This window comes from Streptomyces sp. 891-h (genome assembly GCF_022760275.1).
Lineage (GTDB): Bacteria > Actinomycetota > Actinomycetes > Streptomycetales > Streptomycetaceae > Streptomyces > Streptomyces spirodelae.
The window spans coordinates 4,450,388-4,474,779 of record NZ_CP050693.1; the positions used below are offsets into that span (position 1 = coordinate 4,450,388).

General features: G+C 72.5%; 18 protein-coding genes and 1 pseudogene. 11 read left to right on the forward strand and 8 right to left on the reverse strand.

Annotated elements, in window-relative coordinates:
* Positions 1–137 precede the first annotated feature (137 nt).
* From HC362_RS19580 to HC362_RS19590, 3 genes are read left to right on the forward strand one after another with little or no spacing between them, the layout of a single operon-like run.
* Positions 138–1,763 carry an NAD(P)/FAD-dependent oxidoreductase gene (locus tag HC362_RS19580; protein ID WP_243085338.1) on the forward strand — a complete coding sequence of 542 codons (1,626 nt, stop codon included), beginning with the start codon at positions 138–140 and terminating at the stop codon, positions 1,761–1,763.
* Entirely contained in the window at positions 1,760–2,737 is a 978-nt protein-coding gene (locus tag HC362_RS19585; RefSeq protein ID WP_243085339.1) for an alpha/beta hydrolase, read from the forward strand. The genes HC362_RS19580 and HC362_RS19585 overlap by 4 nt, the downstream gene beginning before the upstream one ends.
* Positions 2,734–3,624, forward strand: a complete 891-nt coding sequence (locus HC362_RS19590; protein ID WP_243085340.1) for an SDR family oxidoreductase — start codon at positions 2,734–2,736, stop codon at positions 3,622–3,624. The genes HC362_RS19585 and HC362_RS19590 overlap by 4 nt, the downstream gene beginning before the upstream one ends.
* A gap of 242 nt (positions 3,625–3,866) precedes the next feature.
* Here HC362_RS19590 and HC362_RS19595 read toward each other — a convergent pair whose 3' ends face one another.
* Entirely contained in the window at positions 3,867–4,052 is a 186-nt protein-coding gene (locus tag HC362_RS19595) for a hypothetical protein (RefSeq protein ID WP_243085341.1), read from the reverse strand.
* 107 nt (positions 4,053–4,159) lie between these two features.
* The gene (locus tag HC362_RS19600) at positions 4,160–7,540 is read right to left on the reverse strand and encodes a S41 family peptidase (protein ID WP_243085342.1); all 3,381 of its coding nucleotides are present in this window, start codon (positions 7,538–7,540) and stop codon (positions 4,160–4,162) included.
* A gap of 236 nt (positions 7,541–7,776) precedes the next feature.
* Between HC362_RS19600 and HC362_RS19605 the strand changes: the two genes are divergently transcribed.
* Positions 7,777–10,035 carry an MMPL family transporter gene (locus HC362_RS19605; RefSeq protein ID WP_243085343.1) on the forward strand — a complete coding sequence of 753 codons (2,259 nt, stop codon included), beginning with the start codon at positions 7,777–7,779 and terminating at the stop codon, positions 10,033–10,035.
* 138 nt (positions 10,036–10,173) lie between these two features.
* Here HC362_RS19605 and HC362_RS19610 read toward each other — a convergent pair whose 3' ends face one another.
* Positions 10,174–10,587 (reverse strand): SsgA family sporulation/cell division regulator, encoded by a 414-nt coding sequence (locus HC362_RS19610; RefSeq protein WP_243085344.1) that lies wholly within the window; start codon positions 10,585–10,587, stop codon positions 10,174–10,176.
* A gap of 310 nt (positions 10,588–10,897) precedes the next feature.
* On the opposite strand from HC362_RS19610, the gene HC362_RS19615 reads away from it, so the two are divergent.
* From HC362_RS19615 to HC362_RS19630, 4 genes are all read left to right on the forward strand, one after another.
* A complete protein-coding gene (locus tag HC362_RS19615; RefSeq protein ID WP_243085345.1) occupies positions 10,898–12,010 on the forward strand; it encodes an energy-coupling factor ABC transporter permease in 1,113 nt (370 codons plus the stop codon).
* Positions 12,011–12,023: 13 nt separating this feature from the next.
* Entirely contained in the window at positions 12,024–12,788 is a 765-nt protein-coding gene (cbiQ, locus tag HC362_RS19620; RefSeq protein ID WP_209267238.1) for a cobalt ECF transporter T component CbiQ, read from the forward strand.
* On the forward strand, positions 12,776–13,570 hold the full coding sequence (locus HC362_RS19625) for an ABC transporter ATP-binding protein (RefSeq protein ID WP_243085346.1): 795 nt from the start codon (positions 12,776–12,778) through the stop codon (positions 13,568–13,570). The genes cbiQ and HC362_RS19625 overlap by 13 nt, the downstream gene beginning before the upstream one ends.
* Positions 13,571–13,786: 216 nt before the next feature.
* A complete protein-coding gene (locus tag HC362_RS19630) occupies positions 13,787–15,013 on the forward strand; it encodes a serine hydrolase domain-containing protein (RefSeq protein ID WP_243085347.1) in 1,227 nt (408 codons plus the stop codon).
* An 89-nt stretch (positions 15,014–15,102) separates the two neighbouring features.
* Here HC362_RS19630 and HC362_RS19635 read toward each other — a convergent pair whose 3' ends face one another.
* The 5 genes and pseudogenes from HC362_RS19635 to rsmI form a co-directional block, all read right to left on the reverse strand.
* The gene (locus tag HC362_RS19635) at positions 15,103–16,038 is read right to left on the reverse strand and encodes a 4-(cytidine 5'-diphospho)-2-C-methyl-D-erythritol kinase (protein ID WP_243085348.1); all 936 of its coding nucleotides are present in this window, start codon (positions 16,036–16,038) and stop codon (positions 15,103–15,105) included.
* Positions 16,035–16,982 carry a 16S rRNA (adenine(1518)-N(6)/adenine(1519)-N(6))-dimethyltransferase RsmA gene (gene rsmA, locus HC362_RS19640; protein ID WP_243085349.1) on the reverse strand — a complete coding sequence of 316 codons (948 nt, stop codon included), beginning with the start codon at positions 16,980–16,982 and terminating at the stop codon, positions 16,035–16,037. Before rsmA ends, HC362_RS19635 begins: the two co-directional genes overlap by 4 nt.
* Before the next feature lie 53 nt (positions 16,983–17,035).
* Positions 17,036–17,944 (reverse strand): TatD family hydrolase, encoded by a 909-nt coding sequence (locus tag HC362_RS19645; RefSeq protein WP_243085350.1) that lies wholly within the window; start codon positions 17,942–17,944, stop codon positions 17,036–17,038.
* Positions 17,945–18,065: 121 nt separating this feature from the next.
* A pseudogene (locus HC362_RS19650) lies at positions 18,066–18,254 on the reverse strand (hypothetical protein); the annotation flags it as partial.
* A gap of 300 nt (positions 18,255–18,554) precedes the next feature.
* Positions 18,555–19,409 carry a 16S rRNA (cytidine(1402)-2'-O)-methyltransferase gene (gene rsmI / locus HC362_RS19655; protein WP_243085351.1) on the reverse strand — a complete coding sequence of 285 codons (855 nt, stop codon included), beginning with the start codon at positions 19,407–19,409 and terminating at the stop codon, positions 18,555–18,557.
* A 103-nt stretch (positions 19,410–19,512) separates the two neighbouring features.
* Here rsmI and HC362_RS19660 point away from each other — a divergent pair, with 103 nt between their 5' ends.
* From HC362_RS19660 to HC362_RS19670, 3 genes are all read left to right on the forward strand, one after another.
* Positions 19,513–21,309: a phospholipid carrier-dependent glycosyltransferase gene (locus tag HC362_RS19660; protein WP_243085352.1), complete on the forward strand. Its 1,797-nt coding sequence runs from the start codon at positions 19,513–19,515 to the stop codon at positions 21,307–21,309.
* Between the two features lie 297 nt (positions 21,310–21,606).
* Entirely contained in the window at positions 21,607–23,247 is a 1,641-nt protein-coding gene (locus HC362_RS19665; RefSeq protein ID WP_243085353.1) for a penicillin-binding transpeptidase domain-containing protein, read from the forward strand.
* A 236-nt stretch (positions 23,248–23,483) separates the two neighbouring features.
* Positions 23,484–24,344, forward strand: coding sequence for a DMT family transporter (locus HC362_RS19670; protein ID WP_243085354.1), 861 nt, complete (start codon positions 23,484–23,486; stop codon positions 24,342–24,344).
* Positions 24,345–24,392 lie beyond the last annotated feature (48 nt).

Consider the following 24,392-nt stretch of genomic DNA (forward strand, 5'->3'; position numbering starts at 1 on the left):
ATTCCGCTGCTCTACTCTCGTGACCGTGCCAGTGATTACTGGCACGGTTGTGGGTCCGAAAGCGCAGCCACACGAGCCCAGCCACACAAGCGCAGTCACGTAAGCGCAGCACGCGACAGATCCCGGGAGGCGGCGGCATGGCGGCCGAGTACGAGCAGGAGCACGTAAGGGTGGCGGTGATCGGTACCGGATTCGGCGGCCTGGGGGCCGCTGTCCGGCTGCGCCGCGCGGGGGTGACGGACTTCGTCCTCCTGGAGCGCAGGGATGCCGTCGGCGGCACCTGGCACGACAACACCTATCCGGGATGCGCCTGTGACATCCCCTCCCACCTGTACTCGTTCTCCTTCGCACCCAACGCGGAGTGGCCGCGCAGCTTCTCGCCCCAGCCGGACATCCACGCGTATCTGGAGCGGGTCGCCGACACCTTCGGACTGCGGCAGCACATCCGCTTCAACACCGAGGTGCAGCAGATGAGCTGGGACGCGGAGGAGCTGCACTGGCGGGTGGAGACCTCGGCGGGCACACTGACGGCCGATGTCGTGGTCTCCGCCACCGGACCGCTGTCCGAGCCCAAGCTGCCGGACGTCCCAGGGCTGGACTCCTTCGAGGGCAAGGTCTTCCACTCGGCGACCTGGGACCACGACTACGACCTGCGCGGCAAGCGGGTGGCCGTCATCGGCACCGGGGCCTCGGCCATCCAGATCATCCCCGCCATCCAGCCGGTCGTCGGCGAGCTGACCGTCTTCCAGCGCACCCCGGCATGGGTGCTGCCGCGCGGCGACCGCCGGATCAGCAGGGCCGAACGGAAGCTGCACGCCCGCTTCCCCGCCACCCAGAAGCTGCGCCGCTTCGCGCTGTGGGGCGTACGGGAGCTGGAGACGCAGGTCTTCGCCAACTATCCGAAACTGCTCCCTGCCGTGGAGCAGGTCTCCAAGCTGCACATGAAGCGGGCCGTCAAGGACCCCGGGCTGCGCCGCAAGCTGACACCCGACTACCGCGTCGGCTGCAAGCGCACGCTGCTGTCGGACGACTACTATCCGGCGCTCGCCCAGCCCAACACGCATGTCATCGACTCCGGGCTGAAGGAGATCCGCGGCAACACGCTGGTCTCGGCGGACGGCCGGGAGGCGGAGGTCGACGCGGTGGTCTTCTGCAGCGGCTTCCACGTCTCCGACATGCCCGTCGCCCGCCTCGTCAAGGGGGCGGACGGCCAGACGCTGGCCGAGTCGTGGGCCGGGGACGGGATGAACGCGCTGCGCGGGACGACCACCACGGGGTTCCCCAACTTCCTGTTCATCATCGGCCCCAACACCGGTCTGGGCACCAGCTCGATGGTGTTGATCATCGAGGCACAGCTCAACTACCTGATCGACTACGTGCGCAAGCTGGACACCCTCGGCGGCGGCGACAAGGTCGCGCTGGACGTACGGCCCATCGCACAGCACACCTACAACGCCAAACTGCGCGAACGCATCAAGTCCAGCGTGTGGGAGACCGGCTGTACGAGCTGGTATCTGGACGCACAGGGGCGGCCGGTGGCCGTGTGGCCCGGCACCACAGCGGAGTTCCGCAAGGTGACCCGTGAGGTGTGGCTGGAGGAGTACGAGGTGCTGCGCGGGCCGCACGGTGGCGGGACCGCCGGGGCGGGTGCCGCGCGCAGCGCGGCGCCGCTGCTCACCGGGACGGTCGGCAGGGGAGCAGCCACCGACGCCTTCCACACCGCTGGGGACCTGCCCTCCGCCGTGGGGGAGGACGCGCGATGAGCCGCATCGCCGCCACCACAGGCCCCCGCAAGGGACTCACCGGGCGCTATGCGCCGCCCGCGCCCGCGCGCGAGCTGACCGCGCGCTCCGGGGACGGAGTGCGTTTCCCCGTCGAGGTGCACGGCCGCGCCGACGACCCGGCCGTCGTCCTCGCACACGGCTGGACCTGCTCGACGCTGTTCTGGGCGCCCGTCATCCGCGAACTGACCGCGAGCGGCCACCGCGTCGTCGTCTACGACCAGCGCGGGCACGGCCGCAGCCCGGCCGCCGCCGCGCCCATGGCCTACAGCACAGCCATGCTCGCCGACGACCTGTGCGCCGTACTGGACGCGGCGCTGGAGCCGGGCGAACGGGCCGTCATCGGCGGCCACTCCATGGGCGGTATGACTCTCATGGCGGCGGCCGGCAGGAGGCAACTGCGCGAGCACGGCGCCGCGCTGCTGCTGTGCAGCACCGGCGCCGAGCAGCTGACCGGGCAGGCCCGGGTGCTGCCGTTCCGCTCCGAGCGCCTGCGAGCTGTCGCGCACCGGGCGCTGCTGGGCTCGGCGGCGCCGCTGGGCCCCGTCACTGCGCTGACCCGGAAGGCCCTCGCGTACGGCACGCTCGGGCCGGCCCCCGATCCGGCGGCCGTCGAGGCGACGGCGCGCATCGTGCACGCCTGTCCGCGGCGCGTCAGGTCGGCGTGGGGCGGAGTGCTGGCCGGGCTCGACCTGGCGGTCAACGTGCCGCGGCTGGACGTGCCCACGGCGGTCGTCATCGGCACGCACGACCGCCTCACCCCGCTCCCGCACGCCCACCGGCTGGCGGCCGCACTGCCGCACTGCGCGGGAGTGCACGAACTGGAGCGGCGCGGGCACATGACGCCGCTGGAGGAGCCGGAGACGGTCAGCGGGGTGCTCGCGGGGCTCGCAGGGGACCATCTCGCCGCCACGGCCGAGGACATGCACGAGGACATGAGGGAGCGGAGCGCATGAGCAGGGTCGGTCTGGAGGGTCAGGTCGCCGTCATCACCGGCGCGGCGAGGGGCGTGGGGGCGCTACTGGCCCGGAAGATGTCCGCGCGCGGGGCGAAGATCGCGCTCGTCGGCCTGGAACCGGACGAGCTGAAGCGGGTCAGCGCATCACTGCACACCGACTCGGCGTACTGGCACGCCGACGTCACCGACCACGAGGCCATGGCCGAGGTCGCCCGCGAGGTCAAGGAGCACTTCGGGAAGGTCGACATCACCGTCGCCAACGCCGGGGTCGCCACCGGAGGCCCCTTCATGGACTCCGACCCGGTGGCCTGGCGCCGGGTGATCGAGGTCAATCTGATCGGCGGGGCCGTCACCGGGCGCGCGTTCCTGCCCGTACTGGAGGAGTCGCGCGGCTACTTCCTCCAGATCGCCTCCCTCGCGGCCATCACACCGGCACCCATGATGACGGCGTACTGCGCCTCAAAGTCCGGCGTCGAGGCCTTCGCGCACAGCCTGCGCGCCGAGGTCGGCTACAAGGGTGTGGGCGTCGGCGTCGGCTATCTGAGCTGGACCGACACCGACATGGTGCGCGGCGCCGACGCGGACGAGGTGATGCGGGACGTACGGCAGCGGCTCCCGTGGCCCACGAACAAGACGTATCCGCTCGGGCCGGCCGTTGACCGGATCGTCGCGGGGATAGAGCGCCGGGCCCCGCATGTGTACGGGCAGTGGTGGCTGCGCGGGATGCAGGCTCTGCGGGGCTACTTGCCGCCGCTGATCGGTGGCCCTCTGGGCCAGCGCGAGATGAGAGCTGTCGCCCCTCGGATCGAGGCCGCGGGAGGGCTCTCGATGGGGCTCGTCGGCGCGGGCGGCGAGGCGGACGAAAAGGCGCGCGCCGTGCGGTGAGGCTTGCCCCGCATGGGGTGCTGCGCTTGCCCACCCTGTTCCCCCAGACTCCGTCCGGGAGGTACCCCCAGGGCGCAGACTGCCCAAGCGCAAGAGGTTCCCTTTCAGGGGCGCGGGGAACTGCTCCCCCAGCCTTCGGCCGGGAGGTGCCCCCAAGCCACAACGCAGCCGCAGTCCGCGACGCGCAGCAAGGGGCACCCTCTCGGCGAGGAAGAGGGTGCCCTCATCGGCGGCGCACCGCGTCAGCGGTTCTTGTCCTTCCAGTCCTGGGCGCGCTGCTGGGCCTTGTCCTTCAGCTCCTGCGCCTTCTCGCGGGCGTCCTGGCCGCCGCCGCCGCGCTGCTTGCCGCCGGACTGCTGTTCCTTCTTCTCCTTGCCCTTGTGCCGAAGCTGCTCGGCCTTGGACTTGAACTGGTCTGCGATGCCCATCGTCACTCCTTCGGAGGTGTCGGAAGTGTCTCCTCACGGGCACTTTCCACCCTGCCACGCCACGGCATAACCCGCATTCCGCACCAAAAGGTGCGGAATGGGGTGGATCAGTAACGCGGGGGAAGCGGCGGACGGGACCGGTCGGGTGCGTCCCGGTAGTCGGGCGGCGTCCGTGCCGGGTGCCTCTCCAGCAGGTCGAGGGCGGTGGTCACGGCGGTGCCCAGCACGGAGCTGCGGCCCTCGGCCCAGTCAAGCGGGGTGCGCAGCACCTCGATGTCGGGCTCCACGCCGCGGTTCTCCACCGACCATCCGTAGCCCTCGAACCAGGCGGCGTTCATCGGCACCGTGATCACCGTGCCGTCCCCGAGCCGGTGCCGTCCCGTCATGCCGACGACCCCGCCCCAGGTCCGGGCGCCGACGACCGGGCCCAGCCCCAGCAGCCGGAACGCGGCGATGATCATGTCTCCGTCGGAGGCAGTGGCCTCGTCGGCGACGGCGACCACCGGGCCGCGCGGCGCGTTGCTGGTGTAGGTGACCGGCTGCGCGTCGCGGGTGAGGTCCCAGCCCAGGATGGTGCGGGTGAGCTTCTCCAGGACGAGCTCGCTGATGTGTCCGCCCGCGTTGCCCCGTACGTCCACGATCAGCGCGGGCCGGGAGATCTCCAGGCGCAGGTCCCGGTTGAACTGCGCCCAGCCGGAGCCGCCCATGTCGGGGATGTGCAGATAGCCGCACTTGCCGTCGCTCAGTTCGCGGACGACGTCCCGGCGGCGGGCCACCCAGTCCTGGTAGCGCAGCGGGCGTTCGTCGATCAGTGGGACGGCGGCGACCCGGGGCGGCCCCGCCTGCCGGAGCGTCAGCTCCACGGTGGTGCCGCCGGCGGCGGCCAGCAGTGGCGCGGGGCCGCTGTAGGAGTCGACCGGCCGCGCGTCCACGTGGGTGAGCACGGCGCCCTCCCGTACCGGCGATCCGGCGAGCGGGGAGCGGGCCCGGGAGTCGGAGGAGTTGCCCGGCAGGATGCGGGCGATCTGCCAGTCGCCCTCGGGGGTGTGGATCAGGTCGGCGCCCAGGAAGCCGATGGGCCGCTGGTAGTGCGGCGGGCCCTCGTCGCGCCGTGCGGGGGTGACGTAGGCGTGCGAGGTGCCGAGTTCGCCGAGCACCTCGCGCAGCAGGTCGGCGAACTCGTCGGGCGAGGCGACGCGTTCGACCAGGGGGCGGTACTGGTCGAGGATCGCCTCCCAGTCGATACCGCTCATCCCCGGGTCCCAGAAGTACGCCTTGATCAGCCGCCCGGCCTCCTCGTACGCCTGTCGCCACTCGGCCGCCGGGTCGACGTCGTGCAGGATGCGGCGCAGGTCGATGTAGGTGGTGGTGTCGGAGTCGGCCTGCTGGTCGGCCGGGATCACCCGCAGCAGCCCCTCGTCGTTGACGACCAGCCGGGTGCCGTCGCCGCTGGGCGCGAACCAGTCGATGTCGCTGGTGAGTTCGGTGCGCTTGGCGGTCGTCAGATCGAAGTGTTCGAGCGTGGGGCGGCCCGAGGTGTCGGCCGGGTTGACGAACGTCTCGCCGAGCGCGCCGGAGATCGGGTACCGCAGCCAGATCAGTCCGCCTCCGGCGACCGGGCACAGCGCCGCGTACTTCGAGGCCGTCACCGGGAACGGGGTGACCCGGTTGGCGAGCCCCTCGGCCTCCACCAGCACCGAGGCGTCCGGACCCTCCTCCTCGCCGGCCGGGCGGTCCTGCGGGTCGAGCCCGCCCGCTGCCGGGCGCCCCTCCGGGGTCAGCGCGAACGGCGAGAGTGTCGCGGAGGAGAGCGGTACCAGATACGGGCGGCAGCCCAGCGGGAAGGACAGGTCGCCGGTGTGGACGTCGTAGACCGGGTCGAAGCCGCGCCAGGAGAGGAAGGCGAGGTAGCGCCCGTCGCGGGTGAAGACGGGCTGCTCGTCCTCGTACCGCCCGTCGGTGACGTCGAGTACGGTGCGCTCGCCCGCCGGCCCGGAAACGTCCTCGGCGACCTTGGCGATCCGGATGCAGGACAGCGACCTGCCCACCCCCGGGTGCGCCCAGGCGAGCCAGCGCGAGTCCGGCGAGAACGCCGGGTCGCGCACCGGCCCGTTGACGGACCGCACCACCTCGCTGATCGGCGCTTCCGGGACAGCCCGTTCCGCTTCGCCTGACTCGTCCCCGGCCGCGGTTCCGCCCACGTCGGACGCCTCGGCCACCTCGGGCACGTCCACAAGCAGCAGCCGCCCGTCGTGCGTCACCACGGCCAGCCGCTCCCCGGACGGCGAGGCGACCAGCTCCAGCACCCGCCCCAGCCGTCCGGCGGCGATCCGGTAGGCGGGCCGGGGGCTGGAGGCGCGGGGCAGGTCCGCGACCTCGACCGCGTCCTCGCCCTCCGCGTCGGTGACATACGCGATCCGCCCGGTGTCGCCCAGCATGGTGGGCAGCCGCACCCGCACCCCCGGGGTGTCCGCCAGCGCCCGCGCCGGGCCGTCGCGGTGGGTGAGCCAGTAGAGGCTGCCGCGTACGCCGACCGCGCTGGCCCGCCCGGTGGGATCCACGGCCAGCGCGTTCACATGGGCGGCCGCGGGCACCTGGTGGGGGCGCCGGCCCGCGCGCTGGCCGCCCAGGCGGACATCGAGCCGCTGGGGGCGTGCGGTGTGGGAGAAGTCGTCGACCAGCCACAGCTCGCCGGCGCACTGGTAGACCACCCGCCGCCCGTCGGTGGCCGCGTGCCGGGCGTAGAAGGCGTCGTGGTCGGTGTGGCGGCGCAGGTCGGTGCCGTCGGGGCGGCAGGAGTAGAGGTTGCCGACGCCCTCGTGGTCGGAGAGGAAGGCGATCCGGTCGCCCACCAGCATCACCGAGTCCAGATGCCCGTCCAGGTCCGGCAGCAGCCGCTCGCCCTGGAGCCACATCCGCCCCATGGCGCCGCCCCGGTACCGCTTCCAGCTCGCGGGCTCGTGCGGCGGTGTTCCGGTCAGCAGCAGGGTGCGCCGCTCGCCCTCCTGCTCGGCCACGGCGATGTCCGAGACCGGCCCCCACGGCAGTCTGCTGCCCGGGCAGGAGGCGTCGGGACGGTCGGCGGGCGGGCCGTCGGGGCCGTCGACGGGGATGCGGTAGGCCCAGGCACGGTGGGCGAACGGCTCCCCGTGCGAGGCCACCGCCAGCACATCGCCCTCCGGGGTCCAGCCGCGCACCCTGGTGTCGGTCGCGCCCCAGTACGTCAGCTGCCGTGCCGGGCCGCCCGCTGCGGAGACCAGATGAACCTCCGGGTCAAGGCTGCGCCAGGTGGTGAAGGCGATACGCCGTCCGTCGGGGGAGAAGCGGGGGTGGCTGATCCGGGTGCGGTCCACGGTCAGCCGCCAGGCCCGCCCGGACTGCTGACCCGCGTCGGGCAGGGGGACGGCCCACAGGTCGTCCTCGGCTGCGAAGCAGAGCAGATCGCCGTGCAGGTGCGGAAAGCGGAGATACGCGCCGTCGTCGGTCATCTATTCCATGTTTCGCGTGGATTTGCACCCAAGCAAGTTGTGACGTGTCCCTCATTTTCGGGCCCCCACTCACCCTGCGAGTGCGAGCCGGCGTCGATTGACATGAGCTCTCATTGCCGGGCCGCGGCACCTCCCCGCCGTGCTCCCTCGGTTCCCGACGCTGTAGCTGCTCTGCGCCACCCCCCGACTGTGCCATCCGTCCGACTGTCCGACCTCGAGACCGGAGAACCTCTCTCGTGGCCACCTTCCTGTACAAGATCGGCAGACTCGCCTTCCGGCGCCGCCGTATCGTCGCCCTGATATGGGTGGCGCTGCTGGCGGCCGCCATAGGTGGCGCGTCCACCGCCTCCAGTCCGCCCGACGACGACTTCGCGCTGCCCGGCACCCAGGCTCAGAAGGCCTTCGACCTGCTGGAAGAGCGCTTCCCCGGTGCCAACGCCGAAGGCGCCACCGCCCGTATGGTCTTCCGCGCGCCCACCGGCGAGAAGATCACCGCCGCCGAGAACAAGGCGGCCGTCCAGGAGGCGCGCAAGGAGCTGAGCGGCGGCCAGGCCGCGGGCGTCTCCGACCCGTTCGCGAAGAACAGCGGGGCGATCAGCAAGGACGGCAGCATCGCCTACGCCTCGGTGACCTACAAGGTCCCGGCGCAGGAGATCACCGACAAGACCCGCGAGGGCATCAAGGACGCCGCCAAGGACGCCCGCGCCACCGGTCTGACGGTGGAGACCGGCGGTGACGCGCTCCTGGTCGAGCCCGAGATGGGCAACGCCGAGATCATCGGCATCGGTGTCGCCGCAGTCGTGCTGATCCTCACCTTCGGCTCGCTGATCGCGGCCGGGCTGCCGCTGATCACGGCGCTGATCGGGGTGATGATCGGCATCTCCTCGATCACCGCGCTCGGCGCCACCCTCGGGCTGTCGGCCAACACCACCACGCTGGCCATGATGATCGGCCTCGCGGTCGGTATCGACTACGCGCTGTTCATCGCCTCCCGCTACCGCGCCGAGCTGACCGAGGGCCGGGAACGCGAGGAGGCGGCGGGCCGCGCCGTCGGAACCGCCGGCTCCGCCGTGGTCTTCGCCGGTCTGACCGTGGTGATTGCGCTCGTCGGGCTCTCCGTCGTCAACATCCCGGTCCTCACCAAGATGGGCATGGCCGCGGCCGGCACCGTGGTCATCGCGGTGCTGGTGGCGCTCACGCTGGTGCCAGCGGCGCTCGGCATGGTCGGCAAGCGGATCTTCGGCCGCCGGGTGCGCAAGGCCAACCCCGCCACCGGGGTGCCGCCGGCTGCGGACGCCGAGGGCCAGCGCCCCAAGGCCGGGGCCCGCTGGGCGAGCTTCGTGCTGCGCCGCCCGATCCTGGTGCTGGTCACCGCCGTACTGGCGCTCGGCACCCTGGCGCTGCCCGTCGGCGCCATGAAGCTGGGCCTGCCCGACGAGGGCAACCAGCCGGAGAGCACCACCCAGCGCAAGGCGTACGACATGCTCTCCGACGGCTTCGGCGCGGGCTTCAACGGTCCGCTGATGGCCGTGGCCGATCTGAAGGGCGCCGACGACCCGCAGGCCGCTGCCGCCGAGATCCAGAAGCGGCTGCAGAAGGTGGACGGCGTCGTCGCCGTCACCCCGGCGCAGCCGAACAAGAAGCAGTGGGACGCCGCTGACACCGCCACGCTGACCGCCATCCCGAAGTACGGCCCCAGCGACGCGCGCACCGAGGACATCGTGCACGACATCCGGGACCAGTCGGACGCGATCGAGAAGAAGACCGGCGCCACTCTGCTGGTCACCGGCGCCACCGCGGTCGCCATCGACTTCTCGCAGGTCATGAACGACGCCCTGGTGCCGTATCTGGCCCTGGTCGTGGGTCTGGCGTTCGTACTGCTGATGCTGGTCTTCCGCTCGGTCCTGGTGCCGCTCAAGGCGGCCCTGGGCTTCCTGCTGTCGGTGCTGGCGGCGCTGGGCGCCGTGGTGGCGGTCTTCCAGTGGGGCTGGCTGGCCGGCCTCCTCGGTGTCGAACAGACCGGGCCGATCATGAGCATGATGCCGATCTTCATGATCGGCGTGATCTTCGGGCTCGCGATGGACTACGAGGTCTTCCTGGTGACGCGGATGCGCGAGGCGTATGTGCACGGGGAGAAGCCCGGTCAGGCCATCGTCAGCGGGTTCCGGCTGGGCGCGCGGGTGGTCACCGCCGCCGGCGTCATCATGATCAGTGTGTTCGCCGGGTTCATCGGCTCCTCCGAATCCATGATCAAGATGATGGGCTTCGGCCTCGCCATCGCCATCCTCTTCGACGCGTTCGTGGTGCGGATGGCCATCGTTCCCGCGGTGCTCGCGCTGCTGGGCCACCGCGCCTGGTGGCTGCCGCGCTGGCTGGACCGGGTGCTGCCCAACGTCGACGTCGAGGGCGAGAAGCTCCGCAAGGAACTGCGGCTCGACAAGGAGGCCGTCGCGACGGTGCCGCCGCCGCGTGAGCCGGAGCGCACGGGGGTGTGAGCCCACGGGGCCCTGGCTGGCGCCTCACCCGCCCGTCCGTCCCTCTCAGGGGCGGGCGGGCGGGTTTCTTGTGGCACACGCCTTTTGTGGCACACGCCTTTTGCGTCACAAGGCTTTGTGTCACACACCCTTTTTGTGTCACACGCCGCGCAGCAGTGCGGCGAAGCCCTCTTCCAGGTCGAGGAGCGCCGGCTCGGCCCCGGCCGGCACCAGGTCGTAGCTGCGCTGCAGGAAGAGGGACAGGTCGGCGGCGCGGAACTCCAGCACGGCGACGCCCTCACCGGCGTGCAACTCGATCACCGTCCGCTCCTGACCGCAGGGGCAGATGTGGACGTCGCCCGCGCCCGCGGGGCCGCGCAGGCCCTCGGCGAGCAGGTCGCGGGAGAAGGCCCAGGCGACTTCCTCGCCGTCCAGGGAGATCTCCGCGGGGAAGACGATCCGCACGGCCAGCGGGTCGTCCGTCTCGTACCTGAGAGCAGGTGTCAGAGGCCGGGTCGCGGGCGGCCGGGTGATCAGTTGAGCCTGCACGGTGCGGGTGATGACCTTGGACACATCTGCTCCTCTGGGTCGGGGGTTCCCGGTGCGCTCATCGCTCGGGCCGGGTTGCCCCTTCGTCGTGTCAGACGCTCACCGAAGCGGCACAGTCACCCGAACGGCCTGGTGAGCTCTGCCACAGAGCGGGGGACAGGAGGCCACGTCCCCTCCCATTCCGGGCATAAGAACGGCCCTCTTGCGAACTCTTTGCATCTGACCGCTATTCTCAAAAGGCTGGAGACGGCCGCTGCCAGGCCATTGCCGGGCCGTTGGACGAGCCGGTTGGACAAGCCGGTGATGAGAAGCCGTGAGAAAGCGGAGCGCCTCGATGCACGTACCTGATGGATTCATCAACGCCCCCGTCTCGGCCGGTACCGGAGTCGTCGCCGCCGCGGCCGTCGCCGTCTCGCTGCGCGGAGCCAGGCGCGAACTGGGCGGCGGCCCGGGCGAGGCGGGAGAGCGGACGGCGCCGCTGGCCGGTCTTGTCGCCGCCTTCATCTTCGCCGTGCAGATGCTCAACTTCCCCGTCGCGGCAGGCACCAGCGGCCATCTGCTGGGCGGTGCGCTCGCCGCGGTACTCGTGGGGCCGTACACGGGCGTGCTGTGCGTCTCGGTCGTACTGCTCCTGCAAGGTGTGCTGTTCGCGGACGGCGGGCTGACCGCGCTGGGCACCAACATCACGGACATGGGTGTGGTGACCGTCCTGGTCGCCTACGGCGTCTTCCGCGCGCTGCTGCGGGTGCTGCCCCGGCGGCGCTCCATGGTGACCGGCGCCTCCTTCGTGGCCGCGCTCGTCTCCGTACCGGCGGCCGCTGTCGCCTTCACCGGCATCTACGCGCTCGGCGGGACGACGGAGGTCTCACTGGGCAAGGTCTTCGGCGCGATGGTCGGCGTCCATGTGCTCATCGGCATCGGCGAGGCCGCGATCACGGCCGCGACGGTGGGCGCCGTGGTGGCCGTGCGCCCCGACCTGGTGTACGCGGCGCGCGACCGGCTCGCCGTACGGCTGGAGTTGCGCCCCTCGCCGCTGTCGGCCGACCCCGAGGCGGCACCGGGCCCCGCGCCGCAGCCCGTGCCCGCCGCCGCGCGCGGGCGCTCCACCCGCCCGCTGTGGATCACCGGCCTCGTGGTCACCCTGCTGTGCGCGGGAGGGCTCAGCTTCTACGCCTCCTCCAGCCCCGACGGCCTTGAGAAGGTCGCCGCCGACAACGGCATCGACAAGCAGGCGGAGAAGCACGCCGCGGAGGACTCACCGCTGGCCGACTACGGCGTCGAGGACATCGCCGACGCCCGGCTGTCCGGCGGCCTTGCGGGCGTCATCGGCGTGGGCGCCACCCTCGCCGTCGGCTCCGGCGTCTTCGTCGTACTGCGCCGCCGGCGCGGTGGTACGGCTCGGAACGGGACCGCCGCCGCCACCGCTCCCGCCGGCACCGAGCGCTGAGGAGGGGAGCCGCATGGGTGCCGGACACGCGCACAAGCTCTACAAGCACGCCCACTCGCCCGTGCACGCGCTGCCCGCGCACTGCAAGCTGGCGGCCGTCTTCTGCTTCGTCGTCCTGGTCGTCGCCACACCGCGCGAGGCCGTATGGGCGTTCGGCGCCTACGCGGTGCTGCTGGCCGCGGTCGCGGCCGTCTCCCGGGTACCGCCGCGCCATCTGCTGACCCGGATGGCGATCGAGGTGCCGTTCGTGGCGTTCGCGGTGCTGCTGCCGTTCGTCGCGGAGGGCGAGCGGATCACCGTGGTGGGCCTGTCGCTGTCCGAGCCGGGGCTGTGGGGCGCGTGGAACGTGCTGGCCAAGGGCACCCTCGGGGTGGCCGCCTCGGTGCTGCTCGCCTCGACGACGGGGCTGAACGAACTCCTGCTGGGGCTGGCGCGGTTGCGGATGCCGCCGCTGCTGTGCCAGATCGCCACCTTCATGGTGCGCTACGCCGACGTCATCAGCGAGGAGATGCGCCGGATGCGCACAGCGCGGCTCTCCCGCGGCTTCGAGGCGCGCGGGCCGCGCCACTGGGGAGTGCTGGCCAAGTCGGCGGGATCGCTGTTCATCCGCTCCTACGAGCGCGGCGAGCGGGTGCACCTGGCGATGCTCAGCCGCGGGTACGCCGGCACCATGCCCCCCGCACTCGGCGCCGGGCCCGCCGCCCGCGCCGAGTGGGCCCGTTCGGCAGCGCTCCCGCTGACCGCCCTCGCAATCTGCCTGTTGGGATGGACCCTGTGACCTCCTCCGCCGCTGCTTCCCCTGCCCCCGATGCTCCCTCGCTGGAGGTGCGGGGCCTGGCCTACGCCTACCCCGACGGCCACCAGGCGCTCTTCGGCGTCGACCTGACCGTGCCGCGCGGCCAGCGGGTCGCGCTGCTCGGACCCAACGGCGCGGGGAAGACCACGCTGGTGCTGCACCTGAACGGCATCCTGACGCCGGGCGCCGGATCGGTCACCGTCGCCGGGCTGAAGGCCCAGCGCCCCCACCTGGCGGAGATCCGGCGCCGGGTCGGCATCGTCTTCCAGGACCCGGACGACCAGCTGTTCATGCCGACGGTCCGCGAGGACGTGGCCTTCGGCCCCGCCGCCGCGGGACTGCGCGGCGCCGAGCTGGAGGCGCGGGTGCAGGAGGCGCTGGAGCGGGTCGGGATGGCCGAGCACGCCGACCGGGCGCCGCACCATCTCTCCTTCGGGCAGCGGCGCCGGGTGGCGGTCGCCACCGTGCTGGCCGGGCACCCCGAGATCCTCGTACTGGACGAGCCGTCCTCCAACCTCGACCCGGCGGCCCGCCGCGAGCTGGCCGATCTGATCCGGTCGCTGGATCTGACGGTGCTGATGGTCACCCACGACCTGCCGTACGCGCTGGAGCTGTGCCCGCGGTCCGTGGTGCTCAGCGACGGTGTCCTCGTTGCGGACGGCAATACGCAGGACCTTCTTTCCGACGCCGAACTCATGCGCTCCCACCGGTTGGAGCTCCCCTTCGGCTTCGACCCCCGCTCGGTGACGGTGCCGGTGGCGTGAGGGACGCGCCCCGTCAGGGGCGCGGGGAACGGCTCCCCCAGACTCCGTCCGGGAGGTGCCCCCACAGCCACAACGAAGGTCGCAGTCTGCCGACGGCGGTCAGGGGCACCCCCTCGCCAGAGACCCATGCGGCCCGTAGGACCATGGGGGCGCGGCGTCACAAAATCGCGCTCTCGTGGCGAAAGGCGCCCTCAAGGCGACAGGAGCGAAGGAAACGTGGCAGAGGTCGTTGACACATCGGCGCACGGCACCCAGCCGACTGTGCACGGCACGGTGGCGGACGGGTACGAGCCCGTCCGGGACGCCTTCATACGCAACTTCGAGCGGCGCGGCGAGCGGGGCGCCGCGCTGGCCGTGCACCGGGACGGCCGCAAGGTCGTCGACCTGTGGGCCGGCACCACCGACCCGGCCGACCCGCACGCGGCGCCGTGGAGCGAGGACACCGCCGTGGTCGTCCGCTCGGCCACCAAGGGCCTGGCGGCAGCCGTCCCGCATCTGCTGCACCAGCGCGGCCAGCTCGATCTGGACGCGCCCGTCGGCGCGTACTGGCCGCAGTTCAAGGCGGCCGGCAAGGAGCGCGTCCTGGTCCGCCATCTGCTGGCGCACCGCGCCGGGCTGCCGGCGCTCGACACTCCGCTCACGCCCCAGGAGGCGCTGGAGCCGGGCCGCGCTGTGCGTGCCCTGGCGGCACAGGCCCCCGCGTGGGAGCCCGGCACGGCGCACGGCTACCACCCGCACACCTTCGGCTGGCTGCTGGGCGAACTGGTGGCGCGTGCCAGCGGCGGCCGCACCCTGGGGCGCTGGTTCGCCGACGAGGTGGCGGCTCCCCTCGGACTCGACCTGTGGATCGGGCTGCCCGAAGCGGTGGCGGCCGAGGGCCGGGTGGCCAGGGTCGCCGAACAGGAGGCGCCAGCACCGGAACCGGGCGCGCTGCGCACCCGCCCCAAGCGCTCGGTGACCGAGGCCTACGCCGACCCGGCCTCGCTCACCCGCCGCGCCTTCGACGTCATCGCGCCGAAGCCCGACGAGAACGCCCCGGAGTGGCGCGCAGCCGAACTGCCCGCCTCGGGAGGTATCGCCACGGCCCGCGCGCTGTCCGCGTTCTACGCGGCGCTGCTGGGTCCCCTCGGCGGGGCGCGGCGGCTGTTCACGCCCGCGACACTGACCCAGGCCCGCTCCCTGGAGTCGGACGGGCCCGACCGGGTGCTGGTCGTGGGCACCCGCTTCGGTCTGGGCTACATGCTGCACGGCCCGGCCTGCCCGATGCTGGGCCCCGGGTCCTTCGGGCACCCGGGGCGTGGTGGCTCCCTCGGTTTCGCCGACCCGGAGACGGGGGTCTCCTTCGGCTATGTCACAGGGACCCTGCACCGTTCGGTGACCAGTGATCCGCGTCCGCAGGCTGTGATTCGCGCCTTGCGCTCCGTTGTGAGCGGCGCCTCCTGAGGAGGGGCTGCCCCTTGCTGTTCGTCGCAGGCTGCGGGCGGTGTGTGCTTGCTCGCGCAGTTCCCCGCGCCCCTGACGGGGCGTCCCCGTCACACCACCGTCGCGCCCGGCGCGGGGCCGGACGTCGCGCGGGCGGCGCGGCAGGTGCCGGAGGCGGTGAGGGTGTGCGCGACACGGATCGCCGAGTCCGCGTCGGCGGCCAGGAACGCGCAGGTGGGGCCGGAGCCGGAGACCAGCGCCGCCAACGCGCCCGCGGCGAGGCCGGTGTCGAGGGTCTCGGAGAGGGCGGGCCGCAGCGAGAGCGCTGCGGGCTGGAGGTCGTTCCGCAGGGTGGTGGCCAGCGCCTGCGTGTCGCCCGCGCGCAGGGCGGCCAACAGCGGCTCGGAGGCCACCGGTTCGGGTACACCGCCCCCGGCGGCCTCCCGCAGCCGGTCGCACTCGCGGTAGACGTCCGGCGTCGAGAGGCCGCCCTCGGCGACGGCGAACACCCAGTGGAAGACGCCGCCCACCTCCAGCGGCGTCAGCACCTCGCCCCGGCCCTCACCGAGCGCGGCGCCGCCCGCGAGGCTGAACGGCACATCGGAGCCCAGCTCGGCGCAGAGCGCGAGCAGCTCCTCGCGGGGGGTGTGCAGGCCCCACAGCCGGTCGCAGGCCAGTAGCGCCCCCGCGGCGTCCGCGCTGCCGCCCGCCATGCCGCCGGCGACGGGGATGTCCTTGGCGATGTGCAGGTGGACGTCGGGGGCCAGCCCGTTCCTGCGGGCCAGCAGTTCGGCGGCGCGCGCCGCCAGGTTGGTGCGGTCCTGCGGCACCTGTGCGGCGTCCGGTCCGGAGACGGTCAGCAGCGGCGCTTCGGCGCGGGTCGCGCTCACCGAGTCGTACAGGCCGACGGCGAGGAAGACGTTGGCCAGGTCGTGGAATCCGTCGGGGCGCAGCGGGCCGACCGACAGCTGCACATTGACCTTGGCCGGTACCCGGACGGTGACCGTCCTCGCGGGGCCGGTGGGGGCGGCGGCTGGCTGGCTCACTCGGTGCGCTCCTCGTCGTCTGAGTTCGGGCTGCCCTGCGCGGTCTCCCGGCGCGGGCCGTGCTCCGCGATCGCGGCGAACTCGGCGATGGTCAGCGACTCCCCGCGGGCCTGCGGCGAGACGCCGGCGGCGCGCAGCGCCTCCTCGGCCGCTGCGCCTGAGCCGGCCCATCCGGAGAGCGCGGCCCGCAGTGTCTTGCGGCGCTGCGCGAACGCCGCGTCCACGACGGCGAACACCTCCTCGCGGCTCGCGCCGGTCGCCGGGGGGTGCGGGCGGCGCACCAGCGAGACCAGACCGGAGTCGACATTGGGCGCGGGCCAGAAGACAGTGCGCCCGATCGCTCCGGCGCGCTTGACCTCGCAGTACCAGGCGGCCTTCGCCGACGGCACCCCGTACACCTTGGAGCCCGGCGGCGCGGCCAGCCGGTCGGCGACCTCGGACTGCACCATCACCAGCGTCCGCTCGATGCTCGGGAACCGTGCCAGCAGGTGCAGCAGCACCGGGACGGCCACGTTGTAGGGGAGGTTGGCGACCAGCGCGGTCGGCGCGGGCCCGGGCAGCTCGGTGACGCGCAGGGCGTCCTCGTGCACCAGGCGGAAGCGTGCGGCGCGCTCGGGCAGCCGCGCCCGTACGGTCGCGGGCAGGGCCGCCGCCAGCACGTCGTCCACCTCGACGGCGGTGACGTGCGCCGCCGTCTCCAGCAGTGCCAGGGTCAGCGAGCCGAGTCCGGGGCCGACCTCCAGGACGACGTCGTCGTCGCGGACCTCGGCCGTGCGCACGATCCGGCGCACCGTGTTCGGGTCGATGACGAAGTTCTGGCCGCGCTGCTTGGTGGGCCGCACCCCCAGCGCTTCCGCCAGCTCCCGCACTTCGGCGGGGCCGAGCAGCACGCCGCTGCCGAAGGTGTCGGAGGCGGTGGACGGGTCGGAAGGGGCAGCGCTCACCGCCCCAGTTTACGGCCGCGCCCGGGCCCCGCGGACCGCCGCCCGGGCAGCGGTCAGTAGCCGAAGGCCCGTGCGGTGTTCGCGGCCACGTGGCGGGCCAGGCGCTCCTCCTCCATGCCCTTGACCTCGGCCATGGCGCGCAGGGTGAGCGGGATCAGATAGGGAGCGTTGGGGCGGCCGCGGTAGGGCGCCGGGGTGAGGAACGGCGCGTCCGTCTCCACCAGCAGCAGCTCGGGCGGCGCCACGGCGAGGGCTTCGCGCAGCGGCTGTGCGTTCTTGAAGGTGATGTTCCCGGCGAAGGACATGAAGTAGCCCTTGTCGGCGCACAGCTTCGCCATCTCGGCGTCGCCCGAGTAGCAGTGGAAGACGGTGCGCTCGGGGGCGCCCTCCTCCTGGAGGATGCGCAGCACGTCGTCGTGTGCGTCGCGGTCGTGGATGACCAGGGCTTTGTCCAGCCGCTTGGCCAGCTCGACGTGGGCGCGGAAGGACCGCTGCTGCGCGGCGACCCCCTCAGGCCCGGTACGGAAGTAGTCCAGGCCGGTCTCGCCGACGGCGAGCACCTGGGGGAGCACGGCGAGCTTCTCGATGCCCGCGAGCGCCTCGTCCAGCGCCTTCTGGCCGCCCTCGGCGTCGAGCCGGGGCGCCTCGTTGGGGTGCAGGGCGACGGCGGCCCATACGTTCTTCCAGGTGGCGGCCGTCTCGGCGGCCCACCGGGAGCGCTCCAGATCGCAGCCGACCTGGATGACCGTGGTCACTCCCACGGCGGCGGCAGCGGTGAGCGCGTCGGCGACGGCCGGCTCCTGCATGTCCAGGTGGGTGTGGGAGTCCGCGACCGGGAAGGCGAGCGGCTCGGGCGGCGGCGGAGGTGCCTGGGCCGCCCGAGCCTTGGCGGCGTTCGTCGCCGCCGTGTTCTTCGTCGCCGCTGTGTTCGCTGCGTCGTGCGGGGTCGCGGAGGTGGACATACCGGCGATGATAAAGCGCGGCGTCGTGCCTCTTCGGGGGAGGCGACCGGAGCAGCAGCGGGGAGTGCCGGGGATCTCGGCGGGGAGCCTTCAGCGGATATCAGTGGTGCGGAAGTGCGGCTTCTGCTGTGGAGACGCGTCCCGAACGCATGATGCGGACGACATGCCCGTCGCAAAAGCGGCAGGTGGGTTTCGTGAGCGGTGAGGGAACGCGCTCACCGTCCGCGTAATACACGACCAAAGGCCTGCCGTCGGTGTATTCCAAGTGCTGGATCTCGTACTCCTGCTCCCATCCGTGGCCGCACTTCATGCAGGCGAACGAGTACGCCTCACGCACCGTGTCCTGCGCGGATGTGGCGGAGTTGGCCGCGGACTTGCCGTTGCCGCTCTCGTGCTTCATGGCAGCTCCTTCCTGGGGGCGGTTCACGCCCACTGCCAGTGCACTCCTCATATCAACGCACCGGAAGGAATCTCAGAAGGGCTTTCCCTCCGTTTGGTGAAATTTGGCCCAAGCGTCAAGGTAAAGGGCGTCCATGGGGCTTCCCTTTGCGTTATCCCGCAAGTCCTTTACCTGGGTGCCGGACCTCACTCGCTGCCGGTGTCCTGCCTCTCACCGGCCGCCCGCGCTGTTCTTGGCCGCGACCACCGCGTCGAAGACCTCACGCTTGGGCACTCCCGCCTCGCGGGCCACTTCCGCGATGGCCTCCTTGCGCTGCTGACCCGCCTTCTCGCGCTCCGCCACCCGGCGCGCCAGCTCCGCTGCGTCGGCACCGCCCGAGGCGGGCGCATCGGCGCCCCGTACGACGACGGTGATCTCGCCGCGCACCCCCTCGGCGGCCCACCGGGCCAGCTCGCCCAGCGGCCCGCGCCGCACCTGCTCGTAGGTCTTGGTCAGCTCCCGGCACACGGCGGCCTCGCGCTCGGTGCCGAAGACCTCGGCCATGGCGGCGAGGGTCGCCTCCAGCCGGTGCGGCGACTCGAAGTACACCAGGGTGCGCCGCTCCTCGGCGGCCTCCCGCAGCCGGCTGAGCCGCTCGCCCTGTTTGCGCGGCAGGAACCCCTCGAAGCAGAACCGGTCCACCGGGAGCCCGGAGACCGCCAGCGCGGTCAGCACGGCCGAGGGCCCGGGTACGGCGGTGACCCGCACCCCGCGCTCCACGGCCGCGGCGACCAGCCGGTAGCCGGGGTCGGAGACCGAGGGCATGCCGGCGTCCGTCACCAGTACCACCCGCGAACCCTGGGCCAGTGCCTCGGCGAGCTCGGGCGTACGCGCCGCCTCGTTGCCCTCGAAGTAGGAGACGATCCGCCCGGCCGGTACGACCCCCAGCGCCTGGGTCAGCTTGCGCAGCCGCCGGGTGTCCTCGGCGGCGACGACATCGGCGGCCTCCAGTTCGGCCGCGAGCCGCGGCGGTGCGTCCGAGGGGTCACCGATGGGCGTTCCGGCGAGTACGAGCGTTCCAGTCACCCGCCCATCCTCGCAGTGCCCCGGCGCGCGCCGCGCGGCCTCACCCCGTCAACCGCGCGGCGGCGGCGACGCGACCGCGCGCGCCGCCCTCCCGATCCCTACGATGGCCCGCGTGACGACCAGTGACACCGTGGGGGACGCCGACCGCAGGCAGCGCGTGCCCGGCAGCCCGGGCGCCGAGGGCAGCGCCGAGGGCGCGTGTGATCCTGCGCCGCCGCCCAGGTGGCAGGCGCGGCTGCGGCGCTTCGGCTATGCGGCCCGGCCCCGCGCCGGTGTCCGCGAACGGCTCACCCCGCCGTTCCCCGACCCCGACCCGCGGCCGGGCGCCGTCTTCGGACTGGCGCCCGAGGTCTCCGTGCGGCTGGCGCGCTGGGCGGCCTGGGGCGGGCCGCTGCTGGTGGCGCTGGTCGCCGGGGCGCTGCGGTTCTGGCACCTGGGCTCCCCGCACGCCGTCATATTCGACGAGACGTACTACGCCAAGGACGCCTGGTCGCTCATCCACCTCGGGTACGAGGGAACCTGGCCGGACAACGCCAACGACAAGATCCTGGGCGATCCGCAGCACATCCCCCTCTCGCCGGAGGGCTCGTACGTCGTCCACCCGCCGGTCGGCAAGTGGATCATCGGGCTGGGCGAGGCCGTCTTCGGGCTGGACCCGTTCGGCTGGCGGTTCATGGTGGCGCTGCTGGGCACCCTCTCGGTGCTGATGCTGTGCCGTATCGGGCGCCGGCTGTTCCGCTCGACGGCGCTGGGGTGCCTGGCGGGCGCCCTGATGGCGGTGGACGGGCTGCACTTCGTGATGAGCCGCGCCGCGCTGCTGGACCTGGTGGTGATGTTCTGGGTGCTGGCGGCCTTCGGCTGTCTGCTCGTCGACCGGGACAAGAGCCGGGCCAGGCTCGCGGCGCGGCTGCCGCGCGGCGGCACCGACGAGGGGCCCGGCACCGGTGCGCCGCTGCCGGACGCCTTCGTGGGGGACCGGGCCGGCCTGGGGCTGCGGCCGTGGCGGCTGGCGGCCGGGGTGTGCCTGGGGCTGGCCTGCGCCACCAAGTGGAACGGGCTGTACGTGCTGGCCGCCTTCGGGCTGCTGACCGTCCTGTGGGACATGGGCGCGCGCCGCACCGCGGGTGCCTCGCGGCCCCTGCCGGCGATGCTCCGCAAGGACGCGCTGCCCGCCTTCGTCTCGCTGCCGGTGGCCGCGGTGGTCACCTATGTCGTCTCCTGGACGGGCTGGTTCGCCACCTCCGGGGGCTACTTCCGCGACTGGGCGGACAAGCAGGGCGCCGCCGGGCCCTGGGGCTGGCTGCCGGGGCCGCTGCGCAGCCTGTGGCACTACGAGAGCGAGGTCTACGACTTCCACGTCAACCTCACCTCGCACCACACCTACCAGTCCAACCCGTGGAGCTGGCTGGTCCTGGGCCGTCCGGTCTCCTACTTCTACGAGTCGCCCAAGGCGGGCACCGACGGCTGCACCGACAAGGCCGAGGGCTGCGCCCGTGAAGTCCTCGCGCTGGGCACCCCGTTGCTGTGGTGGGCCGCGTGCGTGGCGCTGGTCTACGTCGTCTACCGCTGGTTCTTCCGCCGCGACTGGCGTGCGGGTGCCATCCTGTGCGGCGTCGCGGCGGGCTATCTGCCCTGGCTCCTCTACCAGGAGCGCACCATCTTCCTCTTCTACGCCGTGGTGTTCCTGCCCTTCCTGTGCCTGGGCCTGGCCATGGCGGCCGGAGCGCTGGCCGGGCCACCGGGCACGGACGACAGACGCCGCACCCTGGGAGTGGTCGCGGTGGGCGTCGTCGGGCTGCTGATCGTCTGGAACTTCATCTACTTCTGGCCGATCTACACCGGGCAGACCATCCCGCTGAGCGAGTGGCGGCACCGGATGTGGCTGGACTCCTGGATCTGACGGCACAACGTTCGGATGACTCGAAGATCGCGATTCGGACACAAAGCCGTGATCTGGAACCGATCGCCCCGCGCTGCTCGTCTGCCCCAGAGGCCGCCGGGGCGCGGCCGCCGCGGTGCGGTGGTTCCGCTCTCCGGACCGGATTCCCGGAACCGGTGAAACCTGGAAACCAGATCCCCGGAAGACAGGTCCAAACGGGCATATCAGGGCACGTTCTGTCATGGACGTGCTCTAGGGTGCCTCGCGTCAGGACTTCGGCCGCACAAGGCCAAGGCGGGGTGGAGGGGCAGAACTCGGATGCGCGACACACAGAAGATGGCCGTGATCGGCGGGGTCGCCGCCGCTGTCGTCGGGCTCACCGGCGTCGGCGTCTACGCCCTGGTCGGCAGCGACGGTGAGGAGGACAAGGGCACCGTCACGGCCAGCGACGAGGGCAAGGCGCCGAACAAGGTCAAGAAGGGCCCGCTCAGCGCCCGCGAGGTGCGCACCGCCGCGAAGGAGTTCCTGGGCGCCTGGTCCCAGGGCGACGCCAAGAAGGCCGCCTCGCTGACCGACGACTCCGCCGCGGCCGCCAAGGCCCTGGCCACCTTCCGCAGCAAGGCCCACGTCGCCAAGGTCACCGTCAGCCCCAAGGCGGCGGACGGCGAGAAGGTGCCCTTCGACGTCACCGCGCAGGTCGCCTACGGCAAGAAGCGCTCCGCCTGGAGCTACGACTCCGCGCTGGAGATCGTCCGCGCCTCCGGCACCGGCGAGCCGGTCGTCGACTGGAAGCCGTCCGTGCTGCACCCCGAGCTCAAGGACGGCCAGACCATCAGGACCGACGAGTCGGGCACCCCGCCCGTCACCGCCGTCGACCGCGACGGCGAGACGCTCACCGCCGAGGACCACCCGACGCTCGCCAACGTGATCAGCGACCTGGGCAAGCGCTACGGCGACAAGACCGACGGCTCCCCGGGCGTGCAGACCCGCATCGTCGACGCCAAGGGCAAGACCAAGGACGTGCTGCGGCAGCTGTCCAAGCCCACCCCGGGCAAGCTGCAGACGACCATCGACGCCAAGGCGCAGCGCGCGGCCGAGGCCGCCGTCAAGGGCAAGCCGAAGGCCTCCGTCGTCGCCGTCAAACCCAGCACGGGCGAGATCCTGGCCGTCGCCAACTCGCCCGCCAAGGGCTTCAACAGCGCCCTCCAGGGCTCGCTGGCCCCCGGCTCCACGATGAAGGTCGTCACCAGCGCCATGCTGCTCGACAAGGGCCTCGCCTCCCCGGGCAAGGCACACCCCTGCCCCAAGTACTTCAAGTACGGCGGCTGGAAGTTCCAGAACGACGACAAGTTCGAGATCAAGCACGGCACCTTCGCGCAGAGCTTCGCCCGCTCCTGCAACACCGCCTTCATCAGCCAGGCGCCCAAGCTGGAGAACGACGACCTCACCAAGGAGGCCCGCGACGTCTTCGGCATCGGCCTCAACTGGAAGACCGGCACCGCCACGTTCGACGGCCGGGTCCCCGTGCAGTCCGGCGCCCAGATGGCGGCTTCCCTCATGGGCCAGGGCGGCGTGCGGATGAACCCGCTCAACATGGCCTCGGTCTCGGCCACCGTGCAGCACGGCAGCTTCAAGCAGCCGTACCTGGTCTCCCCGTCGCTGGACAAGCGGACCCTCGCCAAGGCCCCGCGCTCCCTCAAGCCCGGTGTCCACAAGGACCTCAAGTCCCTGATGAAGGTCACCGCGACCGGCGGTACAGCGGCCAAGCCGATGGCCGGGCTGAGCGGCGACTTCGGGGCCAAGACCGGCTCGGCCGAGGTCGACGGGCAGAAGAAGCCGAACGCCTGGTTCACCGCCTACTCCGGTGACGTCGCAGCAGCGGCCGTGGTGCCGGCCTCCGGACACGGCAACGAGAACGCCGGCCCGGTCGTCCGCAAGGTCCTGGACGCCGCGCGCTGACCCGGCGGGGGCGGCCGCCTCCTTACGGCAGCCGCCTCCGCATGGTGCCCGCCTCCCCACGGCGCCCGCCTCCCGACGGCGGTCGCTGCCCGGGGCGTCGGCGATCCCGCAAGGGCAGCCGGTGATCCCCCGGGGCAGGTGGCGGTGTCACGAGCGATAGCGTCTTCACCCATGACGCGACAACTCCGCCTCCGTGCAGCGTCCGGCGGTGCCTGTACGGCGTCCGGCGGTGTCCGGTGACGCCGTTGGTCGTCGCCGCGGTGCTCGCCGCGGCGCTCACCCACGCCACCTGGAACGCGCTGGCGCACGGCATCCGCGACCAGTTGCTCGCCTTCACCCTGGTCGGCGGCGGCGGAACGCTGTGCGGCGGCGTGCTCGCCTGCTTCGCGCCGCTGCCCGCCGCCGGGGCCTGGCCGCCGCTCCTCTTCTCGGCCCTGCTGCACGTCGTCTACCAGGCGCTGCTGATGCGCTCCTTCCGGATGGGCGAGTTCGGGCAGATGTACCCCATCGCGCGGGGCACGGCGCCGCTGGTGGTGACCGTGCTCGCCGCGGTCTTCGTCCACGAGATGCCCGGCCCCTGGCAGCTCGCCGGGGTGCTGATGGCCTCGGCGGGGCTGGTCGGGGTCGCCCTGTGGGGGCTGCGGTCCGCACGGAGCTCGGCCGCGGGGGCGCAGTGGCCGGCCCTGGCCGCAGCCGTGTGCACCGGGCTCGCCATCGCCTCGTACACCGTCGTGGACGGCGTGGGCGTACGGGCCTCCGGCACCGCGCTCGGCTACATCGCCTGGCTGATGGTCCTGGAGGGGCTGGCCATCCCCGCCTGGGCGATCGCCACCCGCCGCCGTCGGCTGGCCGGGCAGCTGCGCCCGATCGCGGTGCGCGGGCTGCTGGGCGGCGCGCTGTCCGTGCTGGCCTACGGGCTGGTGCTGTGGGCGCAGACCAGGGCTCCGCTGGCCCCGGTGGCCGCGCTGCGGGAGTCCTCGATCATCGCGGGGGCCGCGATAGGGGCGCTCTTCTTCAAGGAGCGCTTCGGCTGGCCCCGTACCGCGGCGAGCGTCCTGATGGTGGGCGGCATAGCGCTGATGCTGCACGGCACCTGAGCTTGGCGGATTCGCGGCGGGGGCTACCCTTGGGGGCTGGTCCCCAAC

Coding starts and splice junctions, on each gene's coding strand:
- HC362_RS19580 (WP_243085338.1), top strand. CDS start 138: ATGGCGGCCGAGTACGAGCAGGAGCACGTAAGGGTGGCGGTGATCGGT.
- HC362_RS19585 (WP_243085339.1), top strand. CDS start 1,760: ATGAGCCGCATCGCCGCCACCACAGGCCCCCGCAAGGGACTCACCGGG.
- HC362_RS19590 (WP_243085340.1), top strand. CDS start 2,734: ATGAGCAGGGTCGGTCTGGAGGGTCAGGTCGCCGTCATCACCGGCGCG.
- HC362_RS19595 (WP_243085341.1), bottom strand. CDS start 4,052: ATGGGCATCGCAGACCAGTTCAAGTCCAAGGCCGAGCAGCTTCGGCAC.
- HC362_RS19600 (WP_243085342.1), bottom strand. CDS start 7,540: ATGACCGACGACGGCGCGTATCTCCGCTTTCCGCACCTGCACGGCGAT.
- HC362_RS19615 (WP_243085345.1), top strand. CDS start 10,898: ATGCACGTACCTGATGGATTCATCAACGCCCCCGTCTCGGCCGGTACC.
- cbiQ (WP_209267238.1), top strand. CDS start 12,024: ATGGGTGCCGGACACGCGCACAAGCTCTACAAGCACGCCCACTCGCCC.
- HC362_RS19625 (WP_243085346.1), top strand. CDS start 12,776: ATGGACCCTGTGACCTCCTCCGCCGCTGCTTCCCCTGCCCCCGATGCT.
- HC362_RS19645 (WP_243085350.1), bottom strand. CDS start 17,944: ATGTCCACCTCCGCGACCCCGCACGACGCAGCGAACACAGCGGCGACG.
- HC362_RS19660 (WP_243085352.1), top strand. CDS start 19,513: ATGGCCCGCGTGACGACCAGTGACACCGTGGGGGACGCCGACCGCAGG.
- HC362_RS19665 (WP_243085353.1), top strand. CDS start 21,607: ATGCGCGACACACAGAAGATGGCCGTGATCGGCGGGGTCGCCGCCGCT.